Annotated in this window: 21 protein-coding genes; 8 read left to right on the plus strand and 13 right to left on the minus strand. The window is 55.6% G+C overall.

Translation table 11 applies throughout. The annotated features are described in order from the left end of the window. Positions 1 to 28 precede the first annotated feature (28 nt). From gatA to OU789_RS09945, 6 genes are read right to left on the minus strand one after another with little or no spacing between them, the layout of a single operon-like run. A complete protein-coding gene (gatA, locus tag OU789_RS09920; RefSeq protein WP_274655441.1) occupies positions 29 to 1,516 on the minus strand; it encodes an Asp-tRNA(Asn)/Glu-tRNA(Gln) amidotransferase subunit GatA in 1,488 nt (495 codons plus the stop codon). Beyond that, positions 1,516 to 1,803, minus strand: coding sequence for an Asp-tRNA(Asn)/Glu-tRNA(Gln) amidotransferase subunit GatC (gene gatC, locus OU789_RS09925; protein WP_263952577.1), 288 nt, complete (start codon positions 1,801 to 1,803; stop codon positions 1,516 to 1,518). Before gatC ends, gatA begins: the two co-directional genes overlap by 1 nt. 40 nt (positions 1,804 to 1,843) lie before the next feature. Further along, positions 1,844 to 2,512, minus strand: coding sequence for a ceramidase domain-containing protein (locus tag OU789_RS09930; RefSeq protein ID WP_274655443.1), 669 nt, complete (start codon positions 2,510 to 2,512; stop codon positions 1,844 to 1,846). A 3-nt stretch (positions 2,513 to 2,515) separates the two neighbouring features. Continuing rightward, a complete protein-coding gene (locus OU789_RS09935; protein WP_274655445.1) occupies positions 2,516 to 2,890 on the minus strand; it encodes a diacylglycerol kinase in 375 nt (124 codons plus the stop codon). 22 nt (positions 2,891 to 2,912) lie between these two features. Beyond that, positions 2,913 to 3,281, minus strand: a complete 369-nt coding sequence (locus OU789_RS09940; RefSeq protein ID WP_274655447.1) for a YigZ family protein — start codon at positions 3,279 to 3,281, stop codon at positions 2,913 to 2,915. After that, positions 3,281 to 4,006, minus strand: a complete 726-nt coding sequence (locus OU789_RS09945) for a M48 family metallopeptidase (protein ID WP_274655449.1) — start codon at positions 4,004 to 4,006, stop codon at positions 3,281 to 3,283. The genes OU789_RS09940 and OU789_RS09945 overlap by 1 nt, the downstream gene beginning before the upstream one ends. 120 nt (positions 4,007 to 4,126) lie before the next feature. Between OU789_RS09945 and OU789_RS09950 the strand changes: the two genes are divergently transcribed. Then, positions 4,127 to 4,378 (plus strand): hypothetical protein, encoded by a 252-nt coding sequence (locus OU789_RS09950; RefSeq protein WP_263952572.1) that lies wholly within the window; start codon positions 4,127 to 4,129, stop codon positions 4,376 to 4,378. On the opposite strand, the gene OU789_RS09955 is transcribed toward OU789_RS09950, so the two are convergent. Beyond that, positions 4,375 to 4,632 carry a DUF167 domain-containing protein gene (locus tag OU789_RS09955; protein WP_274655452.1) on the minus strand — a complete coding sequence of 86 codons (258 nt, stop codon included), beginning with the start codon at positions 4,630 to 4,632 and terminating at the stop codon, positions 4,375 to 4,377. The two genes, OU789_RS09950 and OU789_RS09955, sit on opposite strands and share 4 nt — an antisense overlap. A 158-nt stretch (positions 4,633 to 4,790) precedes the next feature. On the opposite strand from OU789_RS09955, the gene OU789_RS09960 reads away from it, so the two are divergent. Next, entirely contained in the window at positions 4,791 to 5,369 is a 579-nt protein-coding gene (locus OU789_RS09960) for a nitroreductase family protein (protein WP_263952570.1), read from the plus strand. Then, positions 5,369 to 6,064 (plus strand): EI24 domain-containing protein, encoded by a 696-nt coding sequence (locus OU789_RS09965; RefSeq protein ID WP_274656030.1) that lies wholly within the window; start codon positions 5,369 to 5,371, stop codon positions 6,062 to 6,064. The genes OU789_RS09960 and OU789_RS09965 overlap by 1 nt, the downstream gene beginning before the upstream one ends. Before the next feature lies 1 nt (position 6,065). Here the strand turns inward: OU789_RS09965 and OU789_RS09970 are convergent, their stop codons facing one another. Both OU789_RS09970 and mce read right to left on the minus strand, forming a co-directional pair. Next, positions 6,066 to 6,353, minus strand: coding sequence for a DUF1467 family protein (locus OU789_RS09970; protein WP_263952569.1), 288 nt, complete (start codon positions 6,351 to 6,353; stop codon positions 6,066 to 6,068). A 2-nt stretch (positions 6,354 to 6,355) separates the two neighbouring features. Further along, complete coding sequence (mce, locus tag OU789_RS09975) at positions 6,356 to 6,760, minus strand: methylmalonyl-CoA epimerase (protein ID WP_274655454.1); 405 nt, start codon at positions 6,758 to 6,760, stop codon at positions 6,356 to 6,358. A 209-nt stretch (positions 6,761 to 6,969) separates the two neighbouring features. Here mce and OU789_RS09980 point away from each other — a divergent pair, with 209 nt between their 5' ends. After that, on the plus strand, positions 6,970 to 7,683 hold the full coding sequence (locus OU789_RS09980) for a response regulator (RefSeq protein ID WP_274655456.1): 714 nt from the start codon (positions 6,970 to 6,972) through the stop codon (positions 7,681 to 7,683). 6 nt (positions 7,684 to 7,689) lie between these two features. On the opposite strand, the gene OU789_RS09985 is transcribed toward OU789_RS09980, so the two are convergent. Continuing rightward, complete coding sequence (locus OU789_RS09985; RefSeq protein WP_274655458.1) at positions 7,690 to 8,403, minus strand: GNAT family N-acetyltransferase; 714 nt, start codon at positions 8,401 to 8,403, stop codon at positions 7,690 to 7,692. A gap of 141 nt (positions 8,404 to 8,544) precedes the next feature. Between OU789_RS09985 and OU789_RS09990 the strand changes: the two genes are divergently transcribed. Beyond that, positions 8,545 to 8,739, plus strand: coding sequence for a hypothetical protein (locus OU789_RS09990; protein WP_274655460.1), 195 nt, complete (start codon positions 8,545 to 8,547; stop codon positions 8,737 to 8,739). Positions 8,740 to 8,817: 78 nt separating this feature from the next. Here OU789_RS09990 and aspS read toward each other — a convergent pair whose 3' ends face one another. Continuing rightward, a complete protein-coding gene (gene aspS / locus OU789_RS09995) occupies positions 8,818 to 10,593 on the minus strand; it encodes an aspartate--tRNA ligase (RefSeq protein ID WP_263952564.1) in 1,776 nt (591 codons plus the stop codon). Positions 10,594 to 10,894: 301 nt separating this feature from the next. Between aspS and OU789_RS10000 the strand changes: the two genes are divergently transcribed. From OU789_RS10000 to carB, 3 genes are all read left to right on the plus strand, one after another. Beyond that, positions 10,895 to 12,124, plus strand: a complete 1,230-nt coding sequence (locus tag OU789_RS10000; protein WP_274656031.1) for a glycosyltransferase family 87 protein — start codon at positions 10,895 to 10,897, stop codon at positions 12,122 to 12,124. Between the two features lie 133 nt (positions 12,125 to 12,257). Further along, positions 12,258 to 13,202: a phosphatase PAP2 family protein gene (locus OU789_RS10005; RefSeq protein WP_274655462.1), complete on the plus strand. Its 945-nt coding sequence runs from the start codon at positions 12,258 to 12,260 to the stop codon at positions 13,200 to 13,202. A 46-nt stretch (positions 13,203 to 13,248) separates the two neighbouring features. After that, positions 13,249 to 16,515 carry a carbamoyl-phosphate synthase large subunit gene (gene carB / locus OU789_RS10010; RefSeq protein WP_274655464.1) on the plus strand — a complete coding sequence of 1,089 codons (3,267 nt, stop codon included), beginning with the start codon at positions 13,249 to 13,251 and terminating at the stop codon, positions 16,513 to 16,515. Positions 16,516 to 16,586: 71 nt separating this feature from the next. Here carB and arsH read toward each other — a convergent pair whose 3' ends face one another. Both arsH and OU789_RS10020 read right to left on the minus strand, forming a co-directional pair. Then, entirely contained in the window at positions 16,587 to 17,288 is a 702-nt protein-coding gene (arsH, locus tag OU789_RS10015; protein WP_263952561.1) for an arsenical resistance protein ArsH, read from the minus strand. After that, entirely contained in the window at positions 17,281 to 17,748 is a 468-nt protein-coding gene (locus OU789_RS10020; RefSeq protein ID WP_274655467.1) for a hypothetical protein, read from the minus strand. Before OU789_RS10020 ends, arsH begins: the two co-directional genes overlap by 8 nt. Positions 17,749 to 17,783 lie beyond the last annotated feature (35 nt).

Genomic DNA, 17,783 nt, shown 5'->3' on the forward strand with positions numbered 1-17,783 from the left:
ACCCTCTAATCCGTTGTTCCGTATTGGTTTACCACCAATTCGCCGGTTTGGAAACAAATCCTGCGGATTGCTCAAGCGCATAGGCTGTGTTGAGCAGGTCGCCCTCTTCCCATGGCCGCCCGATAAGCTGCAACCCAAGCGGCAGCCCCTGAGCGTCGAGCCCAGTCGGAACCGAGATACCTGGAAGCCCTGCGAGGTTCACCGTCACGGTAAACACATCGTTGAGATACATCTTCACAGGGTCCGCATCGGTCATTTCGCCAAGGCCAAAGGCCGCAGACGGCGTAGCCGGTGTCAGGATAGCGTCAACGCCGCTGGCAAATACATCATCAAAGTCTTTCTTGATGAGCGCACGCACCTTACGGGCACGGTTGTAGTAAGCGTCATAGAAGCCCGCAGACAAAACGTAAGTGCCGATCATGACGCGGCGCTGAACCTCGTGACCGAAGCCCTCGGCGCGTGTCTTTTCGTACATATCGTCGATACCATCGCCAGCAGAAAGCGTTGCGCGGTGGCCATAACGCACGCCGTCATAGCGCGCGAGGTTGGACGACGCCTCGGCTGGTGCAATCACGTAATAGGCAGGTAGCGCGTATTTCGTGTGCGGCAGGCTGATGTCGACAATCTCTGCCCCTGCGGATTTGAGCATCTCGCGCCCTTCCGCCCAGAGGGTTTCGATCTCTTCGGGCATGCCGTCCATGTGGTATTCTTTTGGGATACCGATCTTTTTGCCTTTGATGTCTCCCGTCAGCATGGCTTCGAAATTCGGAACAGGCAGATCGGCACTTGTACTGTCTTTCGCGTCATGGCTCGCCATGGCTTCCATCATTATCGCCGCGTCACGCACGGTTTTGGTCATTGGACCCGCCTGATCGAGCGAGCTGGCAAAGGCCACAACGCCCCAGCGCGAGCAACGCCCATAGGTCGGCTTGAGGCCAACAATACCAGTAAAGGCAGCAGGCTGGCGGATCGAGCCGCCGGTGTCTGTTCCTGTTGCAGCAAGGCAGAGATCCGCAGAGACCGCACTTGCGGAACCGCCGGAAGAGCCACCAGGTGTAAGCGCAGCATCGGAACCTTCACGGCGCCACGGGTTTACCGCGTTTCCGTATGTCGAAGTTTCGTTGGAGGAGCCCATAGCGAACTCATCCATGTTGAGCTTCCCAAGCATGACCGCGCCACGGTCCCAGAGGTTCTGGGTAATGGTGCTTTCATACTCTGGCTTGAACCCTTCAAGGATAGCAGAGGCCGCCTGGCTCGGCACACCTTTGGTACAGAAGAGGTCTTTGATCCCCAGCGGGATGCCGCACATATCGGGCGCATCACCTTCGGCAAGGCGCGTATCGGCGGCGGCGGCTTGTGTCTCGGCAATCTCGGGCGTGTTGTGCACAAACGCGTTGAGCGCACCAGCCTTATCAATTGCTGTGAGGCAAGAGCGAGTCAGCTCAACTGCGGAGAAATCCTTGGCGCGCAGCCCGTCGCGGGCCTCGGCAATGGTCAGCTTGTTAAGATCGGTCATTATTCCACCACCTTCGGAACGGCAAAGAACCCTTCGCGGGCATCTGGCGCATTGGCCAGCACTTTTTCCTGCTGGTTGCCATCGGTCACAACGTCTTCGCGGCGCTTGAGGCGCTGCGGGGTAACGGATGTCATGGGTTCAACGCCGTCAACGTCCACTTCGTTAAGCTGTTCGATAAACCCGAGGATGGTGTTGAATTCTTCGGCCAGCGCCGGAAGGGCGTCATCGGCTACGCGAATACGGGCCAGCTTGGCCACGCGCGCGGCGGTATCCTTGTCAATCGACATCGGGGTCTCCGTCAGCTCATATAATTTCGATCCCCTGCATTTAACCCGCAGATGCGCCGCCCGCAAGGCCACTTGCCGCCTTGTGGCGCACATAGGTTCGGATCATGTGGCCCAGCATCAGCGCGTTGAGGATATGCCACAAGAAATGCGTCCCAAACGGGATCGATCCACAGAGCGGCTCATCTAGTGCCCGCAGGGTGATTGAAACGGTCAAAAGCCCTGCCCCGATCAGCAAGCCTTGGGCAGTCTGATGTTGTTTTTGCCAAAGAATAAGCCCGTAGAGCGCGATCAAAATCGCAACCGAGCCATATATTGCGTTTGCACCAAGGCCTGGTGCGATTTGCCCAAGGAGCCATGACACGCCAATCGCATAAGGAAAGAACCCGACAACGCCGAGCAGAGCCATCCATTTCGGCCAACCGAGGTATTCGGCATTAGCTAGATACACATAGGTTAGAATAAATATCAGGATCGGGATCACATCCGCCATCGACGCCCATGCCGTAGCGAAGGTGTGAAAGAGGAACGAGCCAACCCCAATGATAATCAACTCCGCCGACAACAGCCGCGACAGTGGCAAAGTCGATGCCCGCCACGCCAGCAAGCCCATAAGGACGAAGGCAAGGTTGGTTACGGCATTGATTGGTTCAGCCCAAAACTCCGGGCCGAGACGCTCGCAATAATCGTTAAACTGCTCTGTCCAGTCCATAGGTCACCCGAAAAGGATTATCAGCCAAGCCAAGCCCGCAGCGATCGCGGTAATGGCAACCGCAGCGCTACCGCAATCTTTGGCGGCCTTGGCCAGTGGATGATGTGCGGGCGAGGTATAGTCAACGCATCGCTCAATCGCCGTATTAAAACATTCCGCTGCCAGAATAAGTACGCCCAGCGCAATGATTAAGGCGCGCTCGACCGGTGAGAGATCAAGTGTCAGCGCAAAGCCCGCAGAGATGATATTGGCAAAGACCCACTGTTTTACGCTCGATTCTTCTCGCCACACGATGAGCCACCCCTCCCAAGACCAGCGGCACCGATCCGCGAATTTGCTCCATTCGCTGCGCAGAAAACCTGCTTCCTCGTTTTGCATGTCGCGCCTCCCTTATCTCTGCTCAATTCGCCTTTGCCAGATTCTCCGCGTTCTCAAGATAATGCCGCACCGCGTCCTGAACCCGTCGGAATCTGTCACCGCCAAGATGCGTGCCGCCATACCAGCGTGTCACCACGATGATATGCTTCTCCAACCCTTCGCGCTCCAGCATCCGCAAGATGATTGCGCCCGCGCCGCCTTCTCCATCGTCGTTTTTGACGGGCCCCTCTGGCAGTAACGCAGCCCAAGTGTTATGAGTTGCTTTCGCGTATTTTTTCTTGCGTTTGAGTGCCTTGATAAAGGCCAGCGCCTCGTCGCGGCTGGCAACCGGCCCGCCAGACACCGCGTATTTGCTACCGCGATCGGTTAGGAATCCTTCAAATTGCTGCATCACATGTTCAGCACGGTGTTCTGGACCGCACGGATACGTTGCGGGTTTGCAGGGTGCGAGCCGAGGAATTGATCCCCCGGATCAGGCAAACGCGTAAAGAACAGCACACCCGTCATAGCGTTATATCCCGCGCGCTCCGCAATCACGGCCCCAAGCCGATCAGCCTCAAGCTCGTGTTGTTTGGAGAATTGCCGCGAGCCAACAAACCCACCAAGATTCTGCGCCGCTTCAACAGCCGAAGCGTTCCCGCCAAAGACTGCCGCCGCAAGTCCGCCGATCATCGCGCCGCCCATGGCCAGTTGCTGTTGCTGGGCGAGGTGACCACGGATGTGGTGCGCTGCTTCGTGACCAACAACAAAGGCAATCTCGTCGCGGTTATACATGCTTTCAAGCAAAGCCGCCGTCACCACGAGTACAGGGCGCCCCTTTTTGTTCACAAACTGAAACGCGTTAGCGGGCTGGCCTTTGCGATCATCAAAGACGATCAGGAAGTCACACGGACCTTTGGGAATATATTGCTTGCATGTCCGCTCCGCGACGGGCTCCACACGGCTTACAACCGCGCTGAAATCGCTACGCGACACGCCTTTGGCGGACGCAGGCCGCGAAACATTCTCTCCTTGAGGCGCCTGCTGCTGAGGAGTAGGTGTCGTCTGCACACAGCCCGCCAAGGCCATCCCGCTGACCAAAGCCGCCATGCCGAATTTACCAAGCCTAAATCGCATGTTTGCGTCTGCTCCTTGCTATTATCCTTGCCATCGCGGTCGTTTTACCCGCCTGTCTACGCAAATTTGCCCGTCTTTTGACAGGCTTGCAATCCCCGCGTCAGCTTTTACAGTCAACCTATGTTTACCATTGAACACGATTTTGACGCCACCGTCGTCACGCTTGTTGACGAAGGCTCCCCCCATCTCGAAGAAGACGTGAAAATTCAGGCTTTTGAAGACTGCTACACGGTCGAGCAATGGGACCCCCACAGCCGGACTATGCAAAAGATCACCTTCTCGCATACCCAATTACGCGAACTCGCCTCTGCGCTTGATTTGCCCGAAGGGAGCTATCGGTTTGTGCCTGAGGATGAGGCTGGCAAAGGTTAGCGGCTGATCCGAAAGGTTTTGTCGCGAGATGTGGCCCCGCGCACCAATGTGAGCGACGATTTCGACACACCAAGCGCCTTGGCGAGCAGTTTCTGGACCGCAGCATTGGCTTTGCCATTTTCTGGAACCGTCGTGACATAGACCCTCAGCGTCTCGCCCTCTTGTTTGACCATGTTGCGGCTGGCCTTTGGCGTCACGCGCACAGTGATCTCATCTCCAGGCGCCGTAAGGCTTCCGATCTCTGGTTTGGGCATAACGTGTCCTGCTGTAACGACTGAGGGCAAGTTATCTCGCGCCCGCCTCTCTTGCTATCGGAATTTCCGTCAAAGGCTTGCAACAGGTCAGACAATCCGCCAAGTCTCTTGAAAATTCAGCGCCATGGCCCACATGCCATCCAACAGTTAGAGAGACCATGCCCCAAGAAAACCCTTCCGCCCTCGAATTCCTGCTTTCCCGCCGCTCGCGCCCTGCGAAAACGCTCGCGTTGCCGGTTCCGACCGAAGAGGAGCTGCGCCCGATCCTGACTGCAGCGGCTCGTACCCCTGACCATGGCAAGCTGGAGCCGTGGCGCTTTATCGTGCTGCAAGGGGCGGCACTTGCGCGGCTCGCTAACCTTACAGAGGAACGGGGTAAGGCACTTGGGATCGAAGAAGCGAAGGTTATCAAAACCCGCGCGCAATTCGCAGATGCGGGGCTTGTTGTTGCTGTCGTCTCCGCGCCCGTTGTTTCGGAGAAGGTTCCGCATATCGAACAGGTCTACTCCGCGGGTGCCGTTTGCCTTGCCATGCTCAACGCCGCGCTTGCCGCAGGCTGGGGCGCAAACTGGCTAACTGGATGGATGGCGTTTGACGAAGAATTCCTCACCCAAGGGCTTGGCCTTACAGAGGACGAAAACATCGCTGGCTTCATCCACATCGGAACTGAAACCTCCGCTCCGCCAGAGCGTCCGCGCCCTGATCTCGACAGCCTGACAACTTGGGTCAACACGTGATAATTTCCAGCTTTCTCAAATCCTTGGCGCAGCTCAGCGACCGCCGCTTCCGCAATGTGATCTGGAAAGGCGTCGGGCTTAGCCTGCTTCTGCTTGCTGCGATCTATGCACTATTCGTCACTGGTCTGAGCTTTGTCACGCCTGACACGATCACGCTGCCGCTGGTGGGTGAAATCACCATTGTTCAGAGTCTCATCACTTGGGGGTCGTTCCTGTTGATGATGGTGCTGTCGGTATTCTTGATGTTCCCAGTGGCCAGTGCGTTCACCGGCCTTTTCCTCGACGAGGTTTCCGAAGCTGTAGAGGACCGCCACTACCCCGCGCTTCCGCCCGCCCAAGGCCAACCAATCGGGGATGTCATTGTTGATACGGCGAATTTTCTCGGGTTGATGATCGGCCTGAACATCATCGGCCTGATCGTCTTTCCCTTTACGGGGCCGTTTGCGCCGCTCTGTTTCTTTGGAATGAACGGGTTTCTGCTCGGACGGGAATATTTTCAGATGGTCGCAATGCGCCGCATGGATCGCAAAGACGCCCGCGCCTTGCACCGCGATAACGGGCTGACGATCTGGGTTGCCGGTGGATTAATGGCGGTGCCGTTGGCGATTCCTGTCGTAAACCTTTTGGTGCCTGTGCTGGCCGCTGCGACGTTCACCCATATTTTTGAAGCCGTTAAAACCCGTCAGCGGGTGTAATTCACGACCCGCTAAGCGGATCCGGCCCCATACGGTTGAGCCAGTCAAAGTCACGCACGGTGATCGTTTCGGTCACGATGATGGTAAACAAAATGCCCCAAATCACGGCGGCAACCAGCGTCACAATCAGCGCGCGCTTTTTGAGTTGCGGGTTCGCGGGGGCGGATTTCGGTGTACCGGGCGTCACGTCGCCTGCCTCATCCTGAGACTTAAGCCGAATTGGCAGAACCACAAACAGCGTCATGAACCAGACAACTGCATAAAGTACGAGTGCGGATGTAATCGCCATGTTTAAACCTGCTCCAGCTCAACGAGAGTGCCGTTGAAATCCTTGGGATGCAGGAACAAAACCGGCTTCCCATGTGCGCCGATCTTCGGCTCGCCAGTCCCCAGTACGCGCGCACCGTTCGCTTGAAGCCTGTCCCGCGCGGCAAGAATATCTTCAACTTCGTAACAGATATGGTGGATCCCGCCAGATGGGTTTTTCTCAAGGAAACCGGCGATCGGGCTATTTTCTCCCAGTGGATACAGTAGCTCGATCTTGGTATTTGGAAGCTCGATAAACACAACCTTCACCCCATGATCCGGCTCATCTTGCGGCGCGCCAACATTTGCACCCAATGTGCCTTCGTATTGCGCCATTGCCGCCTCTAGGTCCGGCACCGCAATCGCAACATGGTTAAGACGTCCGATCATCGCGCACTCCTTAGTTTCCCTGTGGGTGTTATCCATCGAATACCCCTGTGACGCAAGTGACCGCATGCCGCAATCACCAAGCGTCACCTCGCCGCTAGCCGGGCGTTAAGGAACCATTAGCCATTCTTGCCTCTAATGGGAGTCGGAAGCGATTCCTCCCGATCGCTCGCCCCACGACAATTGAAACCCCTCGAACACAGGAAAAGGATATGGATGACCTAGAATGCTTCATGACCAACCCGCCCCCAACGCCCACACGCCCGCTTCTTGGGCTCACTGTTCTCATCGTCGAGGATAGCCGCTACGCAAGCGAGGCAATGCGCATGCTCTGCCTTCGGAGCGGCGCGCGTATCCGCCGCGCAGATAGCCTCGCCTCTGCGCGCAAACACCTTCGTGTTTACCGGCCTACGGCTGTGATCGTGGATATGGGGCTGCCTGATGGCTCAGGAGCAGAGTTGATTGCCGAGCTTTCCTCGGTTGCGCCACGTGTTGGCGTGATTATCGCCACCTCTGGTGATCCCGCCACAGAGCCCACCGCTTTGGCCGCTGGCGCTGATGGGTTTCTTGAAAAGCCGGTTGTAACTCTGACCGCATTTCAGGAAGCAATCCTTGCCCATCTTCCAGAGGAGAACCAGCCCCCCGGCCCGCGTCTCGTCAATACAGACGAAATCACCCCTGACCCAATCGCGCTTCAGGATGACCTCGCACATATCGAAGACGTTATCGCACATGGCGCAGACGGCAACACACGGGCCTATCTGACGCAATTCATGTCGAGCATCGCTCATTCTGCCAACGACGAACCGCTTGCGCGCAAAGCAGACGGGCTGCTCTCTGGATCATCCAAGCCACCCTCGGCTTATGATGTCTCCGCTCTTCTGAGCAGCCTCAGAACCCGACTAGACCTTCATGCCGTGATGTAAGCGCGCCTAAAGTTCGGGATCGTCCGCGACACGCACGAGAGCGGTGAGATCGGCCAACCGTTCAATCTGGCGGCCGCGCGTATCGAAGTTGTCGAGCGAGAGCCATGTCGAGAACGCCGACTTGAGCGCAGGCCACTCCTTATCGATCGCCGCAAACCACGCGGTGTCGCGATTTCGGCCTTTGTAAACCGTGGCCTGACGAAACACGCCCTCATAGCTTAGCCCGAGCCTCTGTGCCGCGCGACGGGACGCAAGATTGAGCGCATCACATTTCCACTCGTAGCGGCGATAACCGGCTTCAAAAGCCCACTGCATCATCAGGAACATCGCCTCTGTTGCGGCGCGTGTACGTTGCAGGGTGGGCGAGAAATTGATGTGACCAACCTCAATGCTGCCAGACTGGGGCGTTATGCGCAGAAAGCTCGCAACACCGCCTAAGGCACCAGTTTCCAAGTCGCGGATGGCATAGAAAAACGGATCATTCTGCCCCTCAACGCCGCGCATCCAGCGGTGATAGGCAGGCAGAGAGGAAAACGGACCATAAGGGAGGTAATTCCAGATTTCATCGCTCGCGGCATTCGCTTGGTACAGCCCCGAGGCATGTGCATCCGCATTGAGCGGCTCCAACTGCGCGTAGCGGCCCTTGAGAATAGCAGTTTGGGGCATCGGCGGCGGCGTCCAATCAGGAAGTGGTTCGCCGAATATCTTGGAACCTGTCATTGCCTCTCCCCGTTTTTGCTTGAGGTTTTATTGCCTTACCAACGCTTAAAACCAATCGTCGCAAGGATTGCCTGCTTCCGCCCTAAATTTGCCCAATTCGAGCGTCAGTTAAAGACCTATATTAAGCTAAAGGTCTATTAAATGTCTGCGACTGCTCAAATTTCAGAGAAACCCGCCCGAATGACGAAAGTCGTTGAATGGGGTGTGTTTGGCTTCGGATTTGTGAGCCTTGCTCTTGCCATTGCCATGACCGTATTCGCGCCGGACCTCCCTGCGGCGCAGAACAGAGCAGCGGCAATCGACAACGGGCTCACTGTTGAGCGTGTAAATCTCTAGCAGACCGAATTAACCAATGTACCAACGGAAAAGCGGGCGCTCAATTTGGCGCCCGCTTTTCTTTGTTTTGAGTGTTTCCTAGTCTTGCGGAATAACGCGTAGACCAAGCTCCATAAGCTGATCAGAGAGCGGCTCACTTGGTGCGCTCATCATCAGGTCTTCGGCCCGCTGGTTCATCGGGAACATGATGACCTCACGGATGTTCGCCTCATCTGCCAGAAGCATCACGATCCGGTCGATCCCTGCTGCGCACCCACCGTGGGGCGGAGCGCCGTATTTAAACGCGTTAACCATGCCGCCGAAACGTTTGTTCACCTCATCCGCGCCATAACCGGCGATTTCGAAAGCTTTGTACATGATCTCTGGGCGGTGGTTCCGGATGGCACCAGACACAAGCTCATAGCCGTTACAGGCAAGGTCGTATTGATAGCCGAGAACTTCGAGTGGATTGCCTTCGAGCGCTTCCATCCCGCCTTGCGGCATCGAGAATGGGTTGTGCTCGAAATCAATCTTACCGGTTTCCTCGTCGGCTTCGTAGATCGGAAAATCAACAATCCATGCGAATGCAAACCGGTCTTTGTCGGTGAGGCCAAGCTCCTCGCCGATCACATTCCGCGCGCGGCCAGCGACAGCCTCAAAGGCTTTCGGTTTGCCAGCCAAGAAGAACGCAGCGTCACCAACACCAAGACCAAGCTGCTGGCGGATTGCTTCGGTGCGCTCCGGGCCAATGTTCTTGGCCAGTGGACCAGCGGCTTCCATGCCCTCGCCCTGATCACGCCAGAAGATATAGCCCATACCGGGCAGTCCTTCGCCTTGGGCGAATTTGTTCATCCGGTCACAGAACTTGCGGCTACCGCCCGTTGGCGCAGGAATGGCGCGAACTTCTGTGCCTTCGTTCTCAAGCAGCTTCGCAAAGATCGCAAAGCCGGATCCGCGGAAATGATCAGAGACAACCTGCATCTTGATCGGGTTGCGCAGGTCGGGCTTATCAGAGCCATACCACAGAGCCGCATCACGATAGGAGATTTGCTCCCATGTCTGATCGACCTTCTTGCCGCCGCCGAACTCCTCGAAAATACCGGTTAGTACGGGTTGGATCGTGTCAAACACGTCTTGCTGGCTGACAAAGCTCATCTCAAGGTCGAGTTGGTAGAAGTCAGTTGGAGAGCGGTCCGCGCGCGGATCTTCATCACGGAAACACGGCGCAATCTGGAAATATTTGTCAAAGCCGGACACCATCATCAGCTGCTTGAACTGCTGCGGGGCTTGCGGCAACGCATAGAACTTGCCCGGATGTAGGCGGCTCGGCACGAGGAAATCGCGCGCGCCTTCTGGGCTAGAGGCCGTGATGATCGGCGTTTGGTATTCGCGGAAGCCTGTGTCCCACATGCGGCGGCGCATGGACGCAATCACATCGGAACGCAGCTTCATGTTGTTCTGTAGCTTCTCACGGCGCAGGTCGAGGTAACGGTACTTCAGGCGCGTTTCTTCTGGGTATTCCTGATCACCGAAGACCATCAGTGGCAGTTCTTCAGAAGCGCCAAGCACCTCTAGATCACGGATAAATACCTCGATCTCGCCAGTAGGGATTGCGGGGTTGATGAGACTATCGTCCCGCTTCATCACGTTGCCGTCGATGCGGATACACCACTCGCTGCGCACTTTCTCAAGCTCGGCAAACACGGGGCTATCTGGGTCGGCCATAACCTGCGTAATGCCATAATGATCGCGCAGATCGATAAACAACAGGCCCCCGTGGTCGCGAACACGATGGACCCAGCCCGAAAGACGGACTGTCTCGCCGACATTGGCGCTCGTGAGTTCAGCGCATGTGTGGCTGCGATAGGCGTGCATGGCGGATTCCTTTGATAGTCTCTCTATATGTCTGGTCGATGCTGATACATCGGTTTAGGTGGGCAAAGTCAAGGGAGACACGGGGGAATAAGGTGCAAAGAATACACACATTGGCGGATTAAAGCGGCAATTGTTGCAATCGCTGGTCAGCTGAGGGCGGCAAACCTATTGTGGAACGATATTGTAACAACAAAATTAAGCGGGTATTTTGCGCCCGCAACGAGCAGACCTTATGACGAAATCGACCGACAAACTCCTTGTCGTGTGCATCATTATTGCAGCAACGCTCCTGTCAGCATGGATGTTTGATTCTTCACGCGCTGGCGATTTTCAAGCACTCTGGCTTGCTGGGGAGTTCTATCAACTCGGTCAATTCGATCAGATTTACCCGCCCGACACCGAGTTCTTCACAACGCGCCCATCGCCCGAATGGATTGCCCGCGTCGCTGCGGATGGGCAGGAAACAGCGATCTATTCCTATATCTATCCGCCGCTTTGGGCAGCGCTCATGGCGCCGCTCACCACAGTGACCAACTTTCAACTGGTTTCCGAAATTGCAGGTTACCTAAACCCGGCACTACTTGGCGGGATGCTGTTCCTTGCATGGCGGACCTGCACGCGGTCGGGGATGCAGGGGCTTCCGGCATGGGGATTTGTTGCAATCGGCTATGCGATTTTCTTGACAACAACCATTGGCCTCATTGGGCTTGCCGAGAACCAAGTACAGATTTTCGTAAGCTTCCTAATCCTTCTGGCGCTTGAACGGGAACAGGCAGGCGCACCTGTTAGCGCAGGCGTAGCAATGGGTTTGGCGGCAGCACTCAAGCTTTATCCTGTATTTCTCGTGCTGTTCTGGCTTGCGCAAGGAAAATGGCGGGTCACGGTAATTGCAACCACATTTGGTTGCGTGCTCGGAGCACTATCCATCGCACTGACAGGATGGGAACTGCATGCGATCTTCCTTGAGCAGTTGGCGCTTATCTCAAATACCTTGCTGCTCAACTCGATAAACTACGCATTTGAAGTTGGAATCGCAAATTTATGCTGCCAAAATCAAATGAGCTTTGTGATTTCCTCATCAGCCGATTTATCAAACGGCGTCATTGGCGGCCATCTTTCCATGGCAAAACCTGACCTTTGGGCCATCGTTAGTAAAGGCTTACTTCTAATCTCGCTTACCATCTTGGCATTGATATCGTTTCGCCTGCGCAAAAAACAAACTTCAGCATTCTGGCCATTGGCGCTCTGCGTTATCCCTTTGATAAGCCCTTTGGGCTGGTCGCATCAGTTTCTCCCCGCCGCAAGTTTTGCACCTTCATTACTGGCTCTCTTCGGCTGGAAAACGGGAGCACAAACAATCGCCATCGCTTTCATTCCGACGATGCTTGGCTTGACGCCTATTTGGAACGCGCTAACGACGGGCACCAATTTGATCCAGTTTGTTGGACTTCTTTGTATGCTTGCTTATGCGGCAACATGGGGGATCGTTTTAAAACGCCAGGTAGCAACGTTTGCCGAGGAACCAGTTTGAAACCGAGGCTCTTACACTGCAACGAACTCGGATTACTCACCGCACTCACGCTCTGTATTGCATTGTTGGTAGCTTTACTCTGCTGGCGCTCGGCCAGAACCCAGCACACCTATTGATCGGGATTCTGCTATCGATGAATACCTTTGCTAAGTTCGCGCTAGAACTTGCGCCTTGGTGGGTTTATGCGATTTTGCTGCTCACCCTGGCCGTAATTGGGAGTTCTCGCAAGCTGACTGTTCACAACCTCGCGAATGCTTTCTTCGCGATTTTCCTCTGCGCTGCACTCACCTTCATGTTTAGCATGATCAAAGTCCAGTTTCCCAAACTAATGCCATTTTGGGCAGACCCAATGCTCACCCAAATTGACCAGTTTCTACATTTCGGGAACAACCCGCGCGCGTTACTCGCTCCTCTCGCGAGCATTAGCCCCGATACGCTCGAAATCATCTACCACAGTGGCTGGGTTTTCTTGGCAACATTCTTTCCGGTGCTGCTTATGGCTTTTGACCCCTGCGAAACACGGACGAAGCAGTTTATTTTACTTTGGGCAAGTTGCTGGATTGTGCTGGGCAACTTACTCGCAGTCGCCTTTATGTCAGCAGGACCGATCTTCGCAGGGCTCGTTGCAGGCGTTGATCCAGACATCCACTCTGCTGCAATAACCTATGTTGATCAGGAAAATGCCTCTTTCCTGCGCCACCTTCGCGAAGAACTGTGGCTGGTATACACAAAGCAAACAGAATTTGTTGGCGCAGGTATATCCGCCTTCCCCTCCGTACATGTTGGGATGGCGAGTGTCCTTGGACTATACATGATCCGAGTTGGCCGTGACGTAGGGCAAAACACCAATAAGCGCAGCACGCAAGCTGTTTGGAAATGGGCTGGGCGCATCGCCGGACTTAGCACCATCCTCCTCTTTCTCGTCCTCTCCGTTTACCTCACGTGGCACTATGCGGTGGATGGCTATGCCGCGCTCATTATCATCATCGCACTCTATGCTTTGATCCGCCGAAGCTCACTCTTTAGCAAAAAAGCGCAGATTCATCCTTCATCGGGCTTGAACATGCCAAAGGCATAGCTATAACCCACGACAATTTGCTCATTTTCGCTGTCTGGGGTCTGCTATGCCGAAAAGAACCGATATCAAGTCAATCATGATTATTGGGGCGGGGCCGATTGTGATTGGTCAGGCCTGCGAGTTTGACTACTCAGGCGCACAAGCGTGTAAAGCGCTGCGTGAAGAAGGGTACCGCGTTATCCTCGTCAACTCGAACCCCGCGACGATCATGACCGATCCGGGCCTTGCAGACGCAACCTATATTGAGCCGATCACTCCCGAAGTTGTTGCAAAGATCATCGAGAAAGAACGCCCCGATGCGCTGCTGCCGACGATGGGCGGGCAAACTGGCCTCAACACGTCTCTGGCGCTTGAGGAAATGGGTGTGCTCGACAAGTTCGGCGTGGAAATGATCGGCGCTAAGCGCGAAGCTATCGAAATGGCCGAAGACCGTAAGCTCTTCCGCGAAGCGATGGATCGCCTGGGCATTGAAAACCCGAAGGCAACCATCGTAACAGCGCCCAAACTCGCAGACGGCAAAGCTGATCTGAATGAGGGTGTTCGCATTGCCTTGGATGCGCTCGAAGAGATCGGCCTCCCTGCAATTATCCGCCCTGCCTTTACCCTTGGCGGTACTGGCGGCGGCGTGGCGTATAACCGCGAAGACTACGAACATTACTGCCGCACTGGGATGGATGCTTCGCCGGTCAATCAGATCCTCGTGGATGAAAGCCTCTTGGGGTGGAAAGAATATGAGATGGAAGTTGTGCGCGACACCGCCGACAACGCCATCATCGTCTGCTCTATCGAGAACGTTGACCCGATGGGCGTTCACACCGGTGACTCGATCACAGTGGCCCCTGCACTGACGCTGACGGACAAAGAATACCAATTGATGCGGACGCACTCGATCAACGTTCTGCGCGAAATCGGTGTGGAAACGGGCGGCTCCAACGTGCAATGGGCAGTGAACCCCGCCGATGGCCGTATGGTTGTCATTGAGATGAACCCTCGCGTGTCTCGCTCCTCCGCGCTAGCCTCGAAGGCCACAGGCTTCCCGATTGCCAAAATCGCGGCCAAGCTTGCGGTTGGCTTTACGTTGGACGAGCTGGACAACGACATCACCGGCGTCACTCCGGCATCGTTTGAGCCAACCATCGACTATGTCGTCACCAAGATTCCGCGCTTTGCCTTTGAAAAGTTCCCGGGCTCGCAGCCAAACCTGACCACAGCGATGAAATCCGTGGGCGAGGCGATGGCCATCGGCCGGACCATTCACGAAAGCCTGCAAAAAGCGCTGGCGAGCATGGAGACAGGCCTCTCCGGTTTTGACGAGGTCGAGATCGATGGCGCCCCAGAGAAATCCGCGGTCATCAAGGCCATCGGTCAGCAAACACCTGATCGGATGCGCACCATAGCGCAAGCGATGCGCCACGGCCTGAGCAATGATGAAATCCACGCCGTCACCAAGTTTGACCCGTGGTTCCTTGCCCGTATCCGCGAAATCGTCGAGACCGAGCAACGTGTCGCCCGCGATGGTCTGCCGATGGATGAAAAGGGCCTGCGTAGCCTCAAGATGATGGGCTTTACGGATGCACGCCTTGCCAAGCTCACAGGCCGCGACGAAGCCAACATCCGCCGCGCGCGTCGCAACCTCGGCGTTAACGCTGTGTTCAAACGGATTGACACCTGTGCGGCCGAGTTCGAAGCGCAAACGCCCTATATGTACTCCACATACGAAGCGCCAGCGATGGACGATGTGGAATGCGAAGCCCGCCCGAGCGACAAGAAAAAGGTCGTTATTCTGGGTGGCGGCCCCAACCGGATCGGCCAAGGGATCGAGTTTGATTATTGCTGCTGTCACGCCTGTTATGCGCTGACGGATCAGGGGTATGAGACGATCATGATCAACTGTAACCCTGAAACGGTTTCAACCGATTATGACACCTCCGACCGCCTCTATTTCGAGCCTCTGACGTTTGAGCATGTGATGGAAATCCTACGCGTTGAGCAGGAAAAAGGCACCCTGCACGGCGTAATCGTTCAGTTTGGTGGCCAGACTCCGCTCAAGCTCGCCAATGCGCTTGAAGCAGAAGGCATTCCAATCCTCGGCACGAGCCCGGACGCCATCGACCTTGCCGAAGACCGCGAGCGCTTCCAAGCTCTTGTGAACCGTCTTGGACTGTTACAGCCCAAGAACGGCATTGCCTCCACAGACGCGGAAGCGATCAAGATTGCCTCTGAAATCGGCTTCCCGCTGGTGATCCGCCCGTCTTATGTTCTGGGTGGCCGCGCGATGGAAATCGTGCGCGACATGGCCCAGCTTGAGCGCTACATCGCAGAGGCCGTGGTCGTTTCAGGTGATAGCCCTGTGCTGCTTGACAGCTACCTCTCCGGCGCGGTCGAGATTGACGTAGACGCGATCTCTGACGGCAAAGATGTACATATCGCTGGGATCATGCAGCACATCGAAGAAGCGGGCGTTCACTCTGGTGACTCCGCCTGTTCATTGCCGCCCTACAGCCTCTCGCAAGAGACAATCAAAACGCTCCACGAACAAGCGCGCGCACTTGCTCTTGCGCTCAACGTGGTTGGGTTGATGAACATCCAGTTCGCCGTGAAAGACGGGCAGATTTACCTTATCGAGGTAAACCCGCGCGCCAGCCGGACCGTGCCGTTTGTTGCCAAAGCCGTAAACAGCCCCATCGCCGCCATCGCCGCGCGTGTTATGGCCGGAGAGGCGCTTTCCGGGTTCGACCTTGTCGACCCTGCGATCGACACTTACGCGGTCAAAGAAGCGGTTCTGCCATTTGCGCGTTTCCCTGGCGTTGATACGATCCTCGGGCCGGAAATGCGCTCCACAGGCGAAGTCATGGGCAGCGACAAGGATTTCCATCGTGCTTTCCTTAAGGCGCAAATGGGTGCCGGCGTTGAGATGCCAACCAAAGGGCGCGTGTTCCTCTCGATCAAAGACGCAGACAAAAACGCCAAGATGCTTGAAGCGTGCGTAGCGCTTCTTGAACTTGGGTTCGAGATTGTCGCCACCCGCGGCACTGCGGATTGGTTGCAGGAAAACGACCTTGCTTGCACGGTGGTCAACAAAGTCTATGAGGGCCGTCCGAACATCGTCGATCAGCTCAAGAACGGCGAGATCGCGGTTGTGATGAACACCACCGAAGGCACGCAAGCGGTTGAAGATTCACGCGAAATTCGCGCCGTTGCCTTGTATGACAAGATCCCATACTTCACCACCGCCGCTGCAAGCCACGCGGCCGCCTTCGCGATGAAATCGCGTATTCAGGGTGAGATCAAGGTACGCGCGCTTCAAGAGTAAGCGCCCCATACACAAACAAATAAGGCCGCCTATTTTGGGCGGCCTTATTTGTTGTCGATTGCAGAACCGAACTATTTCTTGGAAACCCGCGCGCTCAATTCTTCGGCGCTTTCAACGCGCTCGGAATAGCGATCCGTCAAATAGTCCGAGCGCCCGCGTGTCATGACGGTAAACTTGAAAAGTTCCTCCATCACATCAACAACACGGTTATAAAATGGGCCCGCATTAAGCCGCTCGCCGTCAAATTCGAGCCACGCCTTGGCGATTGAAGATTGGTTCGGGATCGTAATCATGCGCATCCACCGTCCCAAAATCCGCATTTGATTGACCGCGTTAAAGCTCTGTGAGCCGCCACTTACCTGCATCAGAGCTAGCGTTTTACCCTGTGTCGGACGCACACCGCCCATCTTGAGCGGAAGCCAATCAACCTGTGTCTTGAGGATACCGGACATTGTTCCGTGCCGCTCCGGGCTGCTCCAGACCATTCCCTCGGACCAATTTGCCAATTCGCGCAGTTCAACCACTTTGGGATGATCATCATTGTCATCCTCTGGAAACGGCAGGCCGCGCGGGTCATAAATCTTGGTTTCTGCGCCCAAATGGCTCAAGATACGCGCTGCCTCCTCAACAGATTTACGCGAGTAGCTAACGTCGCGCAGGCTGCCATAGAGCAGCAAAATCCGTGGCGCGTGGCCGTCATCATCGGCTGACTTAAGGGCATCAATGTCGATTTTGCCAAGGTGATTGAGGTCGACTTGCGGAATATCAGCCATCAGGATTACTCACTTCATGTTCAAGGTTGAGCTTCATATCAAGCAAAACCTTCTGGAGTTCCAGTGTTTCCCGCAACAGGCGCTTGGCTTCGTTGATCGTGATTTTGCCATCCTCAACCGACAGCGTGTATTCCGCCATCAACATCGCAAACCGCTGCGAAAGAGCGATTACATCGCCGTTAACTCCGCCGCTGGGTGCGTTACGGCGTGTTTGGTCGTAGGACAGCGTAATCCCCTTGAGTTCCGATAGCGCGCTTGTCACATGCGGAAAACTTGCCACCTGCTCAAGTGCGGCCACGGCATCAATGGGCATGAAACGTTCGGCGTGGTCGTCATGCTCGGAATAATACCGGCCCAGCGTCGCCTTGGACTTCCCCGTAACCTTGCAAGCAGCCTCGACACCAACGTCTTTGACTAGGGATTCTGTATGTTTTTTCAAATAGCTCGACACGATACTCATATGCGCTGTGCCCTTCGTGACTTTTACGGGGAACT

This window comes from Halocynthiibacter sp. C4, from assembly GCF_028823805.1.
Taxonomy (GTDB): domain Bacteria; phylum Pseudomonadota; class Alphaproteobacteria; order Rhodobacterales; family Rhodobacteraceae; genus Falsihalocynthiibacter; species Falsihalocynthiibacter halioticoli.